Here is a 15,229-nt window from a genome sequence, read left to right on the forward strand (position 1 = left end):
ATAACGATTCTCAAAGATAGTAAGTTGATGCGAATATAGGGCGCGAATAATGAGCAGCGAGACCGACAAGACCGAAAAAATGACCGCGGCGCTGCGCAAGGCGGGGATTCGCGTCACCCGCCAACGAATTGCATTGCTGGGCGTGCTTGCCGATGCAGATGACCATCCCGACGCGGTCGAGCTGCACGAGCGCGCGAAACTGGTCGAGCCTTCGGTCTCTTTGGCCACAGTATACCGCACCCTGTCTGTGCTTGAAGAAGGTGGCGTGGTGCACCGCCATGCCTTTGAGGGCGGCGGCGCGCGGTTTGAGACAACCCAGGAAGACCACCATGATCACATTCTGGACGTAGACACCGGAGAGGTGATCGAATTCCAATCCGACAAGATCGAGCAGCTTCAGGATGAAATTGCCCGCGCGCTGGGCTATGATGTCGTGCATCATAAGCTTGAACTTTATTGCCGGAAAATTCCTAAGCCCGATTAATGCCCAAGGGCGCATCGGGCCGCAGAAAGGCACGAGTTGTCTTCATTGCACTATGAAGTGTCGGGAATGGTCCGGTTGTCGGAAGGGATCGGCCCAAAGCGTCTTTTCCTTGTGATTTGTCTTGCGCCGCTTGGGGGAATCCGCATAACTGACCGTGCTTGGTGTCCTTTTGGGGACCGAAAAAGGGAATTCAGTAGGGTTAAATCTGATCTGAAGCCGCCCCCGCGACTGTAAGCGGTGAGCCTTTGTCCACACGCCACTTGCCCCCAAAAGGGCTGGGAAGGCAGGCAAAGGCCACGACCCGCGAGCCAGGAGACCTGCCGGGCGAAGTGGAATCAACATGTCGTCGGGTGTGACGACGAGGAGAAGAATGATGAAGACCGAAGTTAAAGCTGTAGCTGCCAGCCGTACTGCAACGATGCCTGCGCTTTTTGCGCTGGTGCTTGGCGTTGCCATGATCACCATGACCGGCCATTTGCAGGCCAACACGTTGCACGACGCTGCCCACGACATGCGTCACGCGACCGGCTTTCCCTGCCACTAAGCCATGCTTTCTAAATTGTTGACCAGCGCGTTGTTCGCTGGTGCTGCTGCAGGTCTGATTGCCGGCCTGCTGCAGCTTTTGTTTGTTCAGCCTGTATTGCTTCACGCCGAGCTTTACGAGGGCGGGGACCTTGTGCACTTTGGCGCGGCGGCTGTTAGCGCCCACCCCGATCTGCCGGGGTTTGATCCTGTGCGTGACCTGCTGAGCGTTGTCTTCACCATGCTAACCTACACCGGCTATGCCATGATGCTGGTGGCCCTGATGCTGCTCGCCGAAGAGCGGGGGGCAGACGTCAACGCCCGCACCGGGATCATCTGGGGTGTCGCAGGCTTTGTCTCTGCGCATTTTGCACCCGGTTTCACGCTGGCCCCCGAAGTGCCAGGCGTTGCGGCGGCGGACGTAGGTGCGCGCCAGATCTGGTGGTTCGCGACCGTCATATCCGCAGGGATTGCCATGTGGTTGCTGGCCTTCGGGCGCAATTGGATGATGTGGGGTATTTCCATCATTCTGCTGGCCGCACCGCATGTGATCGGCGCCCCTGAGCCGGACGTGCTGGTCGGTCCGGTCCCGCCAGAAATCGCCGCACTCTTTGCTGCGCGTGCTCTTGGTGTTGGTCTGGCTGCTTGGGTTTTGTTGGGATGTGCATCTGCCTACTTCCTCGACAAGGAACAGCGGCGCGCGGATTAGGAGAAATAAGATGCGAACACTTGTCCTTTTCCTAATCGGGTTAACCTTCGGCGGCGCAGGCGGTTTCGTCTACGCCGCCGCGAATGGCATCACGCTGGACGGTCACGATCACGCCAGCCACGGTGCGGTGGATCACGCGGCAATGGGGCATGGCGGCGGCGATCATGCGGCCATGCATGACACGCCACTGGACGTCGCCGCCGCAGATGCGCCAACGCTCGAGATTGCGGTGACCAAAGACCCGATGTCAGGCTATAATCTACACGTCATGCCGACCAATTTTACCTTTGCCCCTCAAGAGGCCAGCAAGGGCCATATTGACGGCGAAGGTCATGCCCATGTTTATGCAAACGGGGTCAAGCTCGGGCGGCTCTACGGGGCATGGATGCACCTTGATCAACTGCCTAAGGGCGCGGTAGAAATCTCTGTCACGCTCAACAGCAATGATCACCGCCCCCTCGCGGTGAACGGTCAGCCGATTTCAGCGAAACAAACGATCACCGTCGATTAACCCCAAGCATTGGAGCGATACGATGAGTACTATTCTTTACGTCTGCACCACCTGCAAATCGGGCGAAGCACATGAAGACGACAGCCAGCGCCCCGGCGCGCGGCTGCACCGTGCATTAGAAACAACAGGTGCCCCTGACGGCGTGCAGATTGTCGGCGTCGAATGCCTGTCTGCCTGTAAAACCGGCGCTGCTGTTGCCCTGTCCGAACCGGGGAAATGGACCTATGTCTACGGCCATATGACCGAAGAAGACGCGCCAGAGATCCTCGCCGGTGCCGCAGCTTACGCCGCCACAGACGACGGCCTTGTTCCATGGCGCGAACGCCCTGTTATCTTCCGCAAGCAATCCGTTGCGCGGATTCCCGCATTTACCCTTCCACTGGAGGCTGCCGAATGAGCGACCTGTCAAAAATCCCCGTCACCGTCATCACCGGCTTTCTCGGTGCCGGTAAAACCACATTGATCCGCCACCTGATGCAGAACGCTGGCGGTCGCCGCCTTGCGGTTCTCGTCAATGAATTCGGCACAGTTGGCGTGGACGGCGATATCCTGCGCTCCTGCGCGATCCCTGATTGCCCCGCCGAGAATATCGTCGAGCTGGCCAATGGTTGCATCTGCTGCACCGTGGCCGATGACTTTATCCCGACCATCGAGGCGCTGATGGCGCTGCCCGAGCGTCCCGACCACATCCTGATCGAGACCTCCGGCCTTGCCCTGCCGAAACCTCTGCTCAAAGCTTTCGACTGGCCCGCGATCCGCTCTAAAATCACCGTTGATGGGGTGATCGCCCTTGCCGATGCCGAAGCGGTTGCCGCAGGTAGATTTGCCTCGGATGTGCATGCCGTGGACGAACAACGCCGCGCCGATGACAGCCTTGATCACGACACACCGCTTGCCGAAGTGTTCGAGGACCAGATCAGCTGCGCCGACATTATCCTGATGTCCAAGGCCGATCTTGCAGGCCCCGAAGGTCTCGCCAAAGCCCGCGCAGTGATCGAAGCGGAAAGCCCTCGCAAAATCCCGATCCTCGAGATGGCCGAAGGCGTGATTGACGCAAATGTGGTGCTGGGTCTTGATGCAAAAGCCGAAGACGACCTTGCCGCGCGCCCTTCGCATCATGACGGCCACCATGATCACGAACATGACGACTTTGAGACAATCGTTGTCCCCATGCCCGAAATCGACGACGCCGCAACACTGGTCGCTGCCATCGAAAAGCTGGCGACCGAGCAGCATATTCTGCGTGTCAAAGGCTATGTCGCCGTGCAAGGCAAACCCATGCGCCTGTTGGTCCAAGCCGTTGGCGCGCGTGTGCGTCACCAATTCGACCGCCCTTGGGGGGGCGAGCCGCGCAATGGCGCGCTGGTGGTGATCGCCGAGCATGACCACGTAGACCCCGCCGCCATCCACGCGGTTCTGGGCGCATAAACCCATGCATGTCGTCTTCCGCGAAAGCCACGGGCTTGAGGATACCGAGACCCCCTATGATCCCGGGCAAACGCCTGCCGATCTGGTGGTGCTCTCGTTCTCCGACAGTGACCTTGGCGCTTTCGCGGCAGGCTGGCACCGCGCAGATGGCGGCCTGCCGACGCTGCGCCTGTGCAACCTCACGGCGCTGCGCCATCCGGCTTCGGTCGACAACTATGTAGAACAGACCCTAACAGGGGTAAAAGGCATCCTGATCCGGCTTATCGGGGGTGAAAACTACTGGCCCTATGGCATCATGCAGGTACAGGATTTCGCCCGCCGCGAAGGCATCGCATTGGCCGTGCTGCCTGCGGATGGCCGCGAAGATCCGGCGCTTGACGCCCACTCAACCCTCCCCACATCGACCCTGCGCCGCCTGCAACATCTGTGTGATGCAGGCGGTGCCGTTGCCGCCCAAGCGGCCTTGGCACAGCTTGCTCTCGCCGCAGGTCTTTACGCAGGGCCGGTGTTGGGCGCAAAATCAGTCCCAGATTGCGGGTTTTACGACCCTGACAAAGGGGTTTTGCCCTTCATTGATACCGCAGGCGATACGATCGCCGTGACCTTCTATCGCAGCTACCTCACCGCTGCCGATACCGCGCCCATAGATGCGCTGATCCGCAACCTGCGCGACCGTGGGCATAACGCCATTGGCCTTTTTGCCCCTTCTCTCAAATCACCAATCGCGCGCGATTTCCTGCCCTCGGCGCTGGCGCAGCTCGCGCCAAAGGCCATTATGAACGCGACCGCTTTTTCAGGTCGTGGCACCGATGGCACCTCTCCGCTGGACGGTGCGGGGTGCCCTGTGTTTCAGGTCGCCCTATCAACCGCCCGCAAGAAAGAATGGGCAGAATCCGAGCGTGGCCTGTCGCCTGCGGATCTTGCCATGCATGTTGTCTTGCCCGAAGTCGACGGGCGCCTCTTTGCCGGTGTGATCAGCTTCAAAGCGCCCGAGAAAAAAGACCCTGATCTGCAATATTCCCGCTTTTCCCACCGCGCACATGCGGACCGGATCGAGGCGGTGGTAAACCGGATTGAAGGTTGGCTGCGGTTGGCAAAAACAGAGCCTAACAAGCGCAAACTGGCGCTTGTTCTTTCTACCTACCCCGGACGCGACGACCAGATCGCCCATGCCGTGGGCCTTGATGCGCTGGCCAGCGCCGAGGATATGTTGCTGACACTGGCGCATAACGACTATGCGGTCACGCCTACGATCGGCTTTGGCAAAACTCTGACGCGCAACCACATCGCTTGGCCCCTTGAAGCCTATGCTGCCGCGTTAGAGGCTATTCCCAAGGCGCTGCGCCGCGATCTAGAGACTGCATGGGGCGGGCCGCAGGATGATCCATTGTTCAAAGATGGCGCATTTCATTTCCCCGCGCAGGTCTGCGGCAATGCGCTTGTGGCGCTCCAGCCGGAACGCGGCGCTATTGCCGCCCGCGATACTGATTATCACGATCTGGCCCGCGTCCCGCGCCACTCCTATGTGGCGTTCTATTTGTGGCTGCGCGCACAGGGGCATCACGCGCTGGTTCACATCGGTGCCCATGGCACGCTGGAATGGCTGCCGGGCAAGGCAGTGGCGCTTTCCGAAGATTGCTGGCCCGAAGTCCTCACCGGCGATCTGCCCGTGATCTACCCCTTCATCGTCAATGATCCGGGAGAGGCGGCCCAAGCCAAACGCCGCATTGGCGCTGTGACCCTCGGCCACATCCCCCCTCCGATGAAAGACAGCGAAACGCCTGATGCCCTGTTGCGATTGGAGCGTCTGCTGGATGAATATTCCACTGCGGACGGGCTTGATCCTGCGCGCCGTGACCGCCTTGTCAGCACGATCCGCGAAGAGGCACAGGCCGCAGGCGTTGAACAGGACCTTGGGCTAAACGCAGACTCCTGCGAGGCCGAAGCAATCACCCGCATCGACGCTTTTGTCTGTGACATTAAAGAAAGCCAATACGGTGATGGGCTGCACGTCTTTGGCGGCGCTGAGGGCGAAAATGACGGGTTGCTTACCGCGCTCGCTGGTCGCCGCGTGTCGTCTGGCCCGTCTGGCTCCCCCTACCGTGGGCGATCTGATGTGCTGCCAACGGGGCGCAACCTTTATTCCGTTGATCCGCGCGCGGTGCCGTCCCGTGCGGCCTATGCGCAGGGCGTCAAACTTGCCGAAGAACTGCTGCGGCGTCACCTGCAGGACAATGGCGATTGGCCCAAAGGGCTGGTGGTCGATCTTTGGGGCTCGGCGACCATGCGCACAGCAGGGGAAGAGGTGGCCATGGCCATGCACCTTGCTGGCCTCGCGCCCAAATGGGATGACGGATCAGAGCGGGTGTCGGGCTTTGAGATCCTGCCGCTGACCCTGTTGGACCGCCCGCGCATTGACGTGACGCTGCGCATTTCGGGGCTCTTCCGCGATATCTTTCCGGGTTTGGCGGGCCTGTTCGAAGCAGGCACTTCCGCATTGTCCGAACGCGAAGAGGCGGAGGACATGAATCCCTATAAACAGAAAACCTCTCGCGTATATGGCCCTAAACCGGGGCTTTACGGCATGAATATGGAAGCGGCCCTTCAAGATTACTCTCCCGAAGGGCGCTCTGCCGCGGGGGAGGCATGGCTGAAAGGGTCCGAATGGGCGCTGGATGCCAAAGGCGATGCGCAGGCTGACCGGGCCGGGCTTGAGGCGCGCCTGCTCGCGGCGGACGGCTTTGCCCATGTTCAGGATTTGACCGAAACGGATGTGCTGCTCTCATCGGATTACGCCAGCCATGAAGGCGGGTTCGCTGCCGCCATGGCGCATCTCGGCGCGCCAGAGCCTGCGCTCTATCATGTGGACAGCACCCGCATAGGCGCGCCGCGCTCCCGCACCATGCCCGAAGAAATCGCCCGAGTGGTGCGCGCCCGCGCGGCCAATCCCGATTGGGCCAATGGTATGATGCGCCACGGCTTTCGCGGCGGTGCGGAAATCGCAGCCACGCTGGACAATCTTGCCGCCTTTGCGCATCTAACGCATAACGTACCCGCGCATCTGTTTGATCTGTACTTTGACGCAACGCTGGGCCGTGACGATCTGGTCGCCTTTCTGGAGGCTGAAAACCCGCAAGCGTTGGCAGAAATGCGCAACCGGTTTGCCGCGCTACGCGATGCAGGGCTGTGGGTCACGCGCCGCAACTCAATCACTGCCGCCATGGAGGCCGTAGAATGACCGCCACACATAAAGTCAAAGGCTGGTGCCCCGGTGCGCTGCGTCCGATGATGTCGGGTGATGGTCTGGTGGTGCGCGTGCGCCCCTTTGGCGGTCGCCTGCGGCGGGCACAAGCGGACGGGATTGCCTCACTTGCAGCAGCCCATGGTAATGGCCTGCTCGATCTATCCAGCCGCGGCAACATCCAGATCAGAGGTGTGCGCGAAGACAGCCACGCACCGCTTATCGAAGGGCTGACGGCCATGGGCCTGATTGACCCCACGCCCGAAATTGAAAGCCGCCGCAATATCCTTGTGACCCCCTTTTGGCGCCCCGGTGAAGACGCCGAAGTCTTGTCTGCGCTCCTGACCGAGCAGCTTGCCTTGGCAAATGCCCCCGATCTGCCGGGGAAATTCGGTTTCGCCATCGACACAGGCGCCGAGCCTGTCCTGCAAAACGCCTCTGCGGATATCCGGTTTGAACGGGATGCAGGCGGCGGGTTGATGTTGGTGGCTGACGGTATGGCCCAAGGCAGGCCGGTCACCGTGGATACAGCGATCGAGGCTGCTCTTTCGCTGGCGCATTGGTTTATAGAAAACGCAGGCGGTGCCACCCGCATGAAACAGGTGATTGCCGATGGCCGCATTCCCGATGGTGCGTTCATCCCGCGGCAGGCAGGCCGTGCCACGCCAAAGCCCGGCTATACACCCCATGGCGCGCTTGTTGGTCTTGCCTTTGGCAAGATGCAGGTCGAAACACTCTCGACGCTCGCCAAACACGGTGGGCTGCGTCTGACGCCTTGGCGTCTGGTACTGGTCGAAAGCGCGCGACAGCTTCCCGATGTCGCAGGCGTGATAACAGACCCTAATAATCCGTTTTTGCGGATAACAGCCTGCACAGGTGCCCCGCGCTGTTCCCAAGGTCTTGGTGACACGCACAAACTTGCGCAACACCTTGCTCCGCATCTTGGAGACCATAAGACGCTGCATATCTCGGGCTGCTCCAAGGGATGCGCGCACCCGCGCCCTGCACCATTGACCATAACCGCACAAACAGACGGCTTTGCCCTTATTAGAGACGGAAAAGCATCTGACCCACCACAGCATAACGGTTTGTCCGCCGATGCATTGAAAGACCATTTGTAACATGCCCCATAGCTATATCACCGACGGTGCCGAGATTTACCGCCAGTCCTTTGCCACCATCCGTGCCGAGGCCGCACTGGACCGCTTCACCCCCGAAGAAGAGATCGTCGCCGTGCGTATGATCCATGCTGCCGGTATGGTCGGGCTCGAAGAATTCATTCACTTCTCGCCCGACATGGCAATCGCTGCGCGTGCCGCCCTCGAAGATGGTGCGCCAATCCTCTGCGACGCTTATATGGTCAGCGAAGGCGTCACCCGCAAACGTCTGCCGCGTGAGAACGAAGTCCTCTGCACCCTGCGGGACGAACGCGTGCCAGACATGGCAAAAGAGATGGGCAACACCCGCTCTGCCGCCGCGCTTGAGCTTTGGCGTCCCCACCTTGAAGGGGCCTTGGTCGCCATCGGCAACGCGCCCACGGCCCTGTTCCATCTCCTCAACATGCTCGAAGATCCAAACTGCCCGCGTCCTGCCGCCATCATCGGCTGCCCTGTCGGCTTTATCGGCGCGGCCGAGAGCAAAGACGCGCTGATGGCTGCCCCACCTGTCCCGTCGATGATCGTCAAAGGACGGCTTGGCGGCTCTGCCATGACGGTGGCCGCGATCAACGCGCTTGCCAGCAGGGTGGAGTAGAACATGGGAAAAGTCATTTGCGCGGGCCTCGGCCCCGGTGATCCAGAACTGATGAGCGTGAAATCCGACCGTGCCATTCGCGGCGCACGCCATGTGGCCTATTTTCGTAAAAAAGGCCGTGCCGGTCAGGCCCGTACCATCGTCAACGGCATGCTGCGCGACGATGTGATCGAATATCCGATGGAATACCCTGTCACGACCGAGCTGCATTTCGGTTCGGAGGGCTACAAGCAGCTGATGGTCGCATTCTACGCCGAATGGGCCGATAAGCTCGAGGCACTCTCTAAGGAGCACGAGGTTGTTGTGCTCTGTGAGGGAGACCCGTTTTTCTACGGCTCCTTTATGCATCTGCACACCCGCCTTCAGGGCCGCGCCGAGGTCGAGGTGCTGCCCGCAATCCCCGGCATGGTCGGCTGTTGGAACAGTCTCGATATGCCGTTCACATGGGGCGATGATGTCCTTAGCGTGCTGATGGCGACCCTGCCTGACGAAGACCTGATCGCCCATATGCAGCGCGCCGATGCGCTGGTGATCATGAAAACAGGGCGCAACATGCCACGTGTTAGAGCCGCATTAAAGGCCACAGGGCGGCTTGATGATGCGTGGCTGGTGGAAAAAGGCACAATGCCCCAAGAACGGATCGCCAAACTGTCCGATGTTGCAGATGACGACTGCCCTTATTTCGCAATCGTACTGGTGCACGGCCACGGCCGCCGCCCCGAGGCAGACGAGGCATGAGCGGCTGGGTCTCGATCGTAGGGCTTGGTCCGGGGCGCGAAACACTGGTGACACCAGAAGTGCGCGAGGTGATTGACCAAGCCACCGATATCATCGGCTATATCCCCTACGTCAAACGCATCGCCCCGCGTGAGGGGCTGACCCTGCACGCCACCGATAATCGCGTCGAGATGGACCGCGCCACCCATGCGCTGAGCATCGCACAGCAAGGTGCGCGCGTGGTTGTTGTCTCCTCCGGTGATCCAGGGGTGTTCGCGATGGCGTCAGCCGTATTCGAAGCGCTCGAGGCACAGCCGCAGTTTGCAGATGTGCCGATCACTGTTCATCCCGGTATTACTGCAATGCTGGCCGCTGCCGCTGCTGCCGGCGCGCCATTGGGCCATGACTTTTGCACGATCAATCTCAGCGACAACCTCAAACCGTGGGAAATGATCGCGCATCGTTTGCGCATGGCGTCCCGCGCCGATTTTGCGATGGCCTTCTATAATCCCCGCTCCAAATCGCGCCCCCATCAGTTCGGCCAAGCATTAGAGATTTTGCGCGAAGAATGCGGGCAGGACCGGTTGATCACATTCGCGCGCAACGTCAGCCACGCGGATCAGACCCTGAATACCGTCACGCTGGGTGAGGCGACCGAGGAAATGGCAGATATGCGTACTGTTGTGCTGGTCGGCAATTCTGCCACGCGCTGCGTCGGCCCCTATGTTTACACACCGCGCTCGGCGTCATGACGCAGCCAATGCAAAACAGTCTCTATATCGGACGCTTTGACGGTATTGGGACGATGCGGGCGGTCGATCATGATGACCGGCAGGCCCAAATCGCGCGCGGCAGTAATTTTGGCCGCAGCCCCACTGCCACCGGCATTTTTGGCAACAAGATATTCAATGCCATGCGTAAGCATCAGCGCCTTGTCAGCGACCACATCAAAAGGCCCGCGTGCGACGATCACGCTGTGATTGGGCAAAGGAATGGGCGCTGTGGGATGGTCCACCAAGCGCAGCACATAGTGGTGCTGCGGCTGCGCGGCGAATTGATCGATATGCATCCGGCCAATAGCCAGAAAAACGCGTGCGGGCGTATCGGGAAGTGCAGCACAAACACTAGCGATATCGGGAACCGAACGCCAATCATCGCCATGTTGCAGCGCCCAAGCAGGGCGTTCCAATCTCATCAAGGGCAGTGTACGCGCGGTGCACGCTTGGTGCACATTGTGTGCCATCGTATTTGCAAAGGGATGCGTGGCGTCGACCACATGGCTGATCCCCTCCGCCACGAGGTATTCCATCAGCCCCGCCACTCCGCCAAAACCGCCCACACGCACCGGCACCGGTTGCGCCACAGGCGCATTGGTCCGGCCTGCATAGGAAAAAACAGTCTCTATTCCGGCGGTATGCAGGGCTTGGGCCAATTGGCTTGCCTCAGTCGTACCGCCCAAAAGAAGGACGCGCATGATGGGTGATCCTTGGCTCAGTATTATCGGTGTAAATGAGGATAGCGCGGAGGGCCTCCCCCCCGCAAGCCGCGCGGCCATTGACGCCGCAGACATCGTCTTTGGCGGCCCCCGCCACCTCGCATTGGCAGGGGTTGGTGATAAGGGGCAGGCGTGGCCGGTACCGTTTTCTACAGCCCCCGTTTTGGCCTGCCGCGGGCAGCGGGTTGCCGTGCTCGCCTCGGGTGATCCGTTCTGGCATGGTGCGGGAGGGAGCCTTGTGCGCGATTTGGAGCGTGGGGAATGGCGCGCTTATCCGGCCCCTTCGACATTTACACTTGCTGCTGCTGCACTTGGCTGGCGAATGGAAGAGATCACTTGCCATGGCTTGCATGCGGCACCTTTGGCGCGTCTGCGTGGCGTGTTGTCGCCCTATGGCCGGATGATATGCTTGATGCGGGATGGCGATGCTCCAGCCGAGCTGGCAGCGTGGCTATGCAGTATGAATGCGGGTGCTGCTGTGCTGAGCGTGATGGAGCGGCTGGGCGGTCCCCATGAACGCATCCGCGACACGAGTGCCGAAGGTTTTGACCTTACCGATATTACCGCCCCCGTCGCCGTTGCGGTGCAGTTGCCAGCAGGGGTTGGCCTGCCGCGCGCGTCCGGCTTGCCCGATGACAATTTTGCGCATGACGGCCAGGTTACCAAACGTCCCATCCGCGCAGTTACGCTCAGCGCGCTTGCCCCGCGTCCGGGTGCGTTGTTGTGGGATATCGGTGCCGGATCAGGCTCTATTTCAGTGGAATGGTGCCTCGCAGGCGGGCGGGCAATCGCATTTGAAAAACACGCCAGCAGGGTTGCCAACATTACCCGCAACATCGAGGATTTCGGCCTGTCACATCTGATGCAGGTGTTAGAAGGCAATAGCGCGGATCACCTCGAGAAGCAGCCCTCACCGGATGCGGTATTTATTGGCGGCGGGGCGAATAGTGCCTTGTTAGAGAAACTTTATGCCCTCCTGCCACCGAAAACACGGCTTGTTGTGAACGGTGTGACCCTTGAGACCGAAGCGCTGTTGCTGCAGGCCCATTCCGACAAAGGGGGAAGCCTGATGCGGTTTGAGGTGTCCGAGGCAAAGCCGCTGGGCCCGATGCGTGGCTGGACGCCTGCGCGACCCATTGTGCAGTGGAGTGTCGAGTTATGAGAATTGTCGGCATCGGGTTTCGCGGCGGCGCGGCCATGTCATCGCTTCAGGATGCGCTGACACGCGCATTGGAAGCATCGGGCGAGGCAACCTTTGATGCCATCGTAACTGAAAGCGCAAAGTCCCGCGCGCCGGTGTTTCGTGAATTGGCGCAGGTATTGTCTGTGCCGGGCCTTGGTGTGCGGACCGAGGACATGGCCGGGATGATAACGCCAACGCAATCGCAACGCATACTGGACCGTTTCGGTACAGGGAGCCTGTGCGAGGCCGCAGCATTAGCGGCGGCAGGCCCCGAGGCTGTACTGATCGTGGCGCGGGTGGTATCGGGCGATGGAATGGCGACGGCGGCAGTGGCCGATGTGCAAAGGGAAAAAGCGTGACAGTACATTTCATAGGGGCAGGGCCGGGTGCGGCAGATTTGATAACACTGCGAGGCCGCGACCTGATCGCGGCCTGTCCTGTGTGTTTATATGCGGGGTCTTTGGTGCCTGAAGGTATCTTGGAGCATTGTCCCGAGGGCGCGCATATCGTGAACACTGCCCGCTTGTCGTTGGACGAGATCATGGATGAAATCTCTGCCGCTCATGCAAAAGGCCTTGATGTTGCACGCATCCATTCCGGTGACCTGTCGATCTGGTCGGCCATGGGCGAACAGCTGCGCCGCCTTCGCGGCCTTGGCATCCCGTATGACGTCACCCCTGGTGTGCCCAGCTTTGCTGCTGCCGCTGCTGCCTTATCCGCAGAGCTGACACTGCCTGGCGTGGTGCAATCGGTGGTCCTGACCCGTACATCTGGCCGTGCCACAGCGATGCCCGAGGGCGAGGCGCTGGCCAATTTCGCAGCAACCGGTGCCACGTTGGCGATACATTTGTCAGTGCATGTGCTGGAGCGTGTGGTTGAGGAGCTGACACCCCATTATGGGCCCGACTGCCCCGTGGCCGTTGTATGGCGGGCCAGCTGGCCGGATGAACGCGTTGTCCGCGCCACGTTGTCGACCTTGCAAACCGCAGTGGGCGAAGAGATGGCGCGCACGGCGTTGATCCTTGTTGGCCATGCGATCGGCGCAGAGGAGTTTGGCGAAAGCAGGCTCTATGCAGGCGATTATGACCGCCGGTTCCGCCCCGTAGGAACCGAGCCACGCTTTCCCGAGGGCCAAGAATGATACCGCCCGGCCTTATGATTTCCGCACCGGCCTCCGGGACAGGCAAGACGACCCTCATGTTAGGGTTGCTCGCTGCGTTCCGCGCACAGGGCGTGGCGGTGCAGCCGTTCAAAAGCGGACCTGACTATATTGATCCTGCCTTTCATTCGGCGGCATCGGGGCGTGCGTCGTTTAACATCGACAGCTGGTCAATGGAGACCGCCCGCATCGAAGGGTTGGTCAGCAACGCACAAGGCGCGGACCTGATCCTTGCGGAAGGGTCTATGGGGTTGTTTGACGGCGTGGCGATTCAGGGCGCGTCCGGTAATGGGGCCAGTGCGGATATCGCAGCGCAAATGGGTTGGCCTGTGGTGTTGGTGCTGGATGTGTCGGGGGCCGCGCAATCGGTCGCGGCCACGGCGCTGGGGTTCAAGATGATGCGCCCCGATGTGACATTAGCGGGGGTTGTGCTGAACCGTGTGGCCTCGCCGCGCCACGAGGCTTTGGTGCGGGTTGGCATGGAACAGGCTGGCATCGCCGTGCTGGGTGTCTTGCCACGCCGCAAAGAAGTCACCCTGCCTGAGCGGCATCTGGGGCTGGTGCAGGCGGGCGAACAAGAAAACCTTGCCGAAGTTCTTGAAGATGCAGGAGCGTTTGTCACTGAGCACGTCGATCTGGACGCCCTGCGCGCCGCGGCCACAGGCAGGCAACAGGCGATAACGGCGCCGGCCAAGATCACACCACCGGGACAGCGGATCGCTTTGGCGCAGGATAATGCGTTTGCCTTTGTTTACCCGCATCTGTTGGCAGGGTGGCGTGCAGCAGGGGCCGAGGTGCTCCCGTTCTCGCCGCTGCGCGATGAAGCACCTGACGATAGCGCTGATATCTGTTGGCTGCCGGGGGGCTACCCTGAGCTACATGCAGGCACACTTGCGGCTGCGGAGATTTTTCGCAACGGTTTGCGAGCCTTTGCCGAAACCCGTGCAGTGCATGGGGAGTGTGGAGGCTATATGGCGCTGGGCGCGGGCTTGGTCGACAAGGAGGGCGTACGGCACCAGATGGCCGGATTGCTGGGTCTCGAGACATCATTTGCCAAGCGCAAATTCCACCTTGGCTATCGGCGCGCGACATTAGAGGCCGCGATTCCGGGGGCCGGTATTGGCGCACAATTGCGCGGGCATGAGTTCCACTATGCCACGATCCTTGAAGAGCCCGATCAACGCTTGGCACGGATCACCGACAGCAATAATCTGGTGGTGTCGGAAACCGGCACCTACCGGCGCTATGATGGCGGCGGGCAGGTGTCGGGCACGTTCTTCCATTTGATTGCCGAGGGAACATGAGCGGTTTTGTATCTTTTGTCTCATCCGGTCCGGGCGATCCCGAGCTGTTGACCGTCAGGGCCGTGAAGCGGTTGGAGCAGGCCGATGTGGTCTTGTTCGATGATCTGTCATCCGGCCCGATCCTAAGCCACGCGCGGGCTGATGCGGACCTGATCGGGGTGGGGAAGCGAGCGGGCCGCCCTTCGCCCAAGCAAGACCATGTGAGCCGTGTTCTGGTGGATTACGCGCAGGCAGGGTTGAAAGTCGTGCGGTTGAAATCCGGCGATAGCGGCATGTTCGGCCGGCTAGAAGAAGAGATCACAGCCCTGCGCGCTGCGGGGCTCGAATTTGAAATCATCCCGGGGGTAACCAGTGCGTCGGCAGCTGCTGCCACAGCGGGGATCCCTTTGACACGGCGTCTGACGGCGCGGCGTGTGCAGTTTATTACAGGCGCGGATGTGACGGGTGATTTGCCACCGGATGTGAATATGGCGGCCCTTGCCGATCCGTTGGCCACAACAGTTGTCTACATGGGCAAACGCACCTTCGCAGGGCTCGCCGCACGGTTGATTGAGCATGGGCTGCCTGCGGATACGCCCGCGCTGCTGGCCGAAGCGGTATCCACACCGGACGAACGGATCGAGCGGTATACGATCGCGACCCTTGCGGCGCATCTTCAGCAGGTCACAACCACCACGCCCGCGTTGATCTTTTACGGTCCATTGGCCGAGCTTGAGACGTGATA

The 15,229-nt window shown here is 60.7% G+C and carries 17 protein-coding genes and 1 riboswitch; of the genes, 16 read left to right on the top strand and 1 reads right to left on the bottom strand.

Features of this window, described 5'->3' with window-relative positions; genetic code table 11:
• The first annotated feature begins 49 nt into the window (after positions 1–49).
• The 11 genes from ABJM03_RS16525 to cobJ all read left to right on the top strand — a co-directional run bounded on the left by ABJM03_RS16525 (position 50) and on the right by cobJ (position 10,116).
• The gene (locus ABJM03_RS16525; RefSeq protein WP_348418937.1) at positions 50–484 is read left to right on the top strand and encodes a Fur family transcriptional regulator; all 435 of its coding nucleotides are present in this window, start codon (positions 50–52) and stop codon (positions 482–484) included.
• 142 nt (positions 485–626) lie between these two features.
• Positions 627–824, top strand: a riboswitch (cobalamin riboswitch).
• 33 nt (positions 825–857) lie between these two features.
• Complete coding sequence (locus ABJM03_RS16530; RefSeq protein WP_348418938.1) at positions 858–1,028, top strand: CbtB domain-containing protein; 171 nt, start codon at positions 858–860, stop codon at positions 1,026–1,028.
• A gap of 3 nt (positions 1,029–1,031) precedes the next feature.
• Complete coding sequence (locus tag ABJM03_RS16535) at positions 1,032–1,715, top strand: CbtA family protein (RefSeq protein WP_348418939.1); 684 nt, start codon at positions 1,032–1,034, stop codon at positions 1,713–1,715.
• Positions 1,716–1,725: 10 nt separating this feature from the next.
• Entirely contained in the window at positions 1,726–2,226 is a 501-nt protein-coding gene (locus ABJM03_RS16540) for a hypothetical protein (protein WP_348418940.1), read from the top strand.
• Between the two features lie 22 nt (positions 2,227–2,248).
• Entirely contained in the window at positions 2,249–2,623 is a 375-nt protein-coding gene (locus ABJM03_RS16545; RefSeq protein ID WP_348418941.1) for a DUF1636 domain-containing protein, read from the top strand.
• Positions 2,620–3,654, top strand: coding sequence for a cobalamin biosynthesis protein CobW (gene cobW / locus ABJM03_RS16550; RefSeq protein ID WP_348418942.1), 1,035 nt, complete (start codon positions 2,620–2,622; stop codon positions 3,652–3,654). The genes ABJM03_RS16545 and cobW overlap by 4 nt, the downstream gene beginning before the upstream one ends.
• Before the next feature lie 4 nt (positions 3,655–3,658).
• The gene (cobN, locus tag ABJM03_RS16555; protein ID WP_348418943.1) at positions 3,659–6,892 is read left to right on the top strand and encodes a cobaltochelatase subunit CobN; all 3,234 of its coding nucleotides are present in this window, start codon (positions 3,659–3,661) and stop codon (positions 6,890–6,892) included.
• The gene (cobG, locus tag ABJM03_RS16560; RefSeq protein ID WP_348418944.1) at positions 6,889–8,016 is read left to right on the top strand and encodes a precorrin-3B synthase; all 1,128 of its coding nucleotides are present in this window, start codon (positions 6,889–6,891) and stop codon (positions 8,014–8,016) included. The genes cobN and cobG overlap by 4 nt, the downstream gene beginning before the upstream one ends.
• 1 nt (position 8,017) lies before the next feature.
• Positions 8,018–8,647, top strand: a complete 630-nt coding sequence (locus ABJM03_RS16565; RefSeq protein WP_348418945.1) for a precorrin-8X methylmutase — start codon at positions 8,018–8,020, stop codon at positions 8,645–8,647.
• Between the two features lie 3 nt (positions 8,648–8,650).
• The gene (gene cobI / locus ABJM03_RS16570) at positions 8,651–9,385 is read left to right on the top strand and encodes a precorrin-2 C(20)-methyltransferase (protein ID WP_348418946.1); all 735 of its coding nucleotides are present in this window, start codon (positions 8,651–8,653) and stop codon (positions 9,383–9,385) included.
• A complete protein-coding gene (cobJ, locus tag ABJM03_RS16575; protein ID WP_348418947.1) occupies positions 9,382–10,116 on the top strand; it encodes a precorrin-3B C(17)-methyltransferase in 735 nt (244 codons plus the stop codon). Before cobI ends, cobJ begins: the two co-directional genes overlap by 4 nt.
• On the opposite strand, the gene ABJM03_RS16580 is transcribed toward cobJ, so the two are convergent.
• Positions 10,092–10,838, bottom strand: coding sequence for a cobalt-precorrin-6A reductase (locus ABJM03_RS16580; protein WP_348418948.1), 747 nt, complete (start codon positions 10,836–10,838; stop codon positions 10,092–10,094). The genes cobJ and ABJM03_RS16580 overlap by 25 nt on opposite strands.
• A 1-nt stretch (position 10,839) precedes the next feature.
• Between ABJM03_RS16580 and cbiE the strand changes: the two genes are divergently transcribed.
• The 5 genes from cbiE to cobA are packed head-to-tail and all read left to right on the top strand — an operon-like array spanning position 10,840 to position 15,227.
• Positions 10,840–12,021: a precorrin-6y C5,15-methyltransferase (decarboxylating) subunit CbiE gene (cbiE, locus tag ABJM03_RS16585; RefSeq protein WP_348418949.1), complete on the top strand. Its 1,182-nt coding sequence runs from the start codon at positions 10,840–10,842 to the stop codon at positions 12,019–12,021.
• Entirely contained in the window at positions 12,018–12,401 is a 384-nt protein-coding gene (locus ABJM03_RS16590; RefSeq protein ID WP_348418950.1) for a cobalamin biosynthesis protein, read from the top strand. The genes cbiE and ABJM03_RS16590 overlap by 4 nt, the downstream gene beginning before the upstream one ends.
• Positions 12,398–13,183: a precorrin-4 C(11)-methyltransferase gene (gene cobM, locus ABJM03_RS16595; protein WP_348418951.1), complete on the top strand. Its 786-nt coding sequence runs from the start codon at positions 12,398–12,400 to the stop codon at positions 13,181–13,183. The genes ABJM03_RS16590 and cobM overlap by 4 nt, the downstream gene beginning before the upstream one ends.
• Positions 13,180–14,505: a cobyrinate a,c-diamide synthase gene (locus ABJM03_RS16600; RefSeq protein WP_348418952.1), complete on the top strand. Its 1,326-nt coding sequence runs from the start codon at positions 13,180–13,182 to the stop codon at positions 14,503–14,505. Before cobM ends, ABJM03_RS16600 begins: the two co-directional genes overlap by 4 nt.
• A complete protein-coding gene (cobA, locus tag ABJM03_RS16605) occupies positions 14,502–15,227 on the top strand; it encodes a uroporphyrinogen-III C-methyltransferase (RefSeq protein ID WP_348418953.1) in 726 nt (241 codons plus the stop codon). The genes ABJM03_RS16600 and cobA overlap by 4 nt, the downstream gene beginning before the upstream one ends.
• Positions 15,228–15,229 lie beyond the last annotated feature (2 nt).

The sequence above is a fragment of the Sulfitobacter sp. genome, from assembly GCF_039977885.1.
Lineage (GTDB): Bacteria > Pseudomonadota > Alphaproteobacteria > Rhodobacterales > Rhodobacteraceae > Sulfitobacter.

Coding starts and splice junctions, on each gene's coding strand:
- ABJM03_RS16565 (WP_348418945.1), top strand. CDS start 8,018: ATGCCCCATAGCTATATCACCGACGGTGCCGAGATTTACCGCCAGTCC.
- cobW (WP_348418942.1), top strand. CDS start 2,620: ATGAGCGACCTGTCAAAAATCCCCGTCACCGTCATCACCGGCTTTCTC.
- cobA (WP_348418953.1), top strand. CDS start 14,502: ATGAGCGGTTTTGTATCTTTTGTCTCATCCGGTCCGGGCGATCCCGAG.
- ABJM03_RS16600 (WP_348418952.1), top strand. CDS start 13,180: ATGATACCGCCCGGCCTTATGATTTCCGCACCGGCCTCCGGGACAGGC.
- ABJM03_RS16580 (WP_348418948.1), bottom strand. CDS start 10,838: ATGCGCGTCCTTCTTTTGGGCGGTACGACTGAGGCAAGCCAATTGGCC.
- ABJM03_RS16525 (WP_348418937.1), top strand. CDS start 50: ATGAGCAGCGAGACCGACAAGACCGAAAAAATGACCGCGGCGCTGCGC.
- cobG (WP_348418944.1), top strand. CDS start 6,889: ATGACCGCCACACATAAAGTCAAAGGCTGGTGCCCCGGTGCGCTGCGT.
- ABJM03_RS16545 (WP_348418941.1), top strand. CDS start 2,249: ATGAGTACTATTCTTTACGTCTGCACCACCTGCAAATCGGGCGAAGCA.
- cobI (WP_348418946.1), top strand. CDS start 8,651: ATGGGAAAAGTCATTTGCGCGGGCCTCGGCCCCGGTGATCCAGAACTG.
- cobN (WP_348418943.1), top strand. CDS start 3,659: ATGCATGTCGTCTTCCGCGAAAGCCACGGGCTTGAGGATACCGAGACC.
- cobJ (WP_348418947.1), top strand. CDS start 9,382: ATGAGCGGCTGGGTCTCGATCGTAGGGCTTGGTCCGGGGCGCGAAACA.
- ABJM03_RS16540 (WP_348418940.1), top strand. CDS start 1,726: ATGCGAACACTTGTCCTTTTCCTAATCGGGTTAACCTTCGGCGGCGCA.
- ABJM03_RS16590 (WP_348418950.1), top strand. CDS start 12,018: ATGAGAATTGTCGGCATCGGGTTTCGCGGCGGCGCGGCCATGTCATCG.
- ABJM03_RS16530 (WP_348418938.1), top strand. CDS start 858: ATGAAGACCGAAGTTAAAGCTGTAGCTGCCAGCCGTACTGCAACGATG.
- ABJM03_RS16535 (WP_348418939.1), top strand. CDS start 1,032: ATGCTTTCTAAATTGTTGACCAGCGCGTTGTTCGCTGGTGCTGCTGCA.
- cbiE (WP_348418949.1), top strand. CDS start 10,840: ATGGGTGATCCTTGGCTCAGTATTATCGGTGTAAATGAGGATAGCGCG.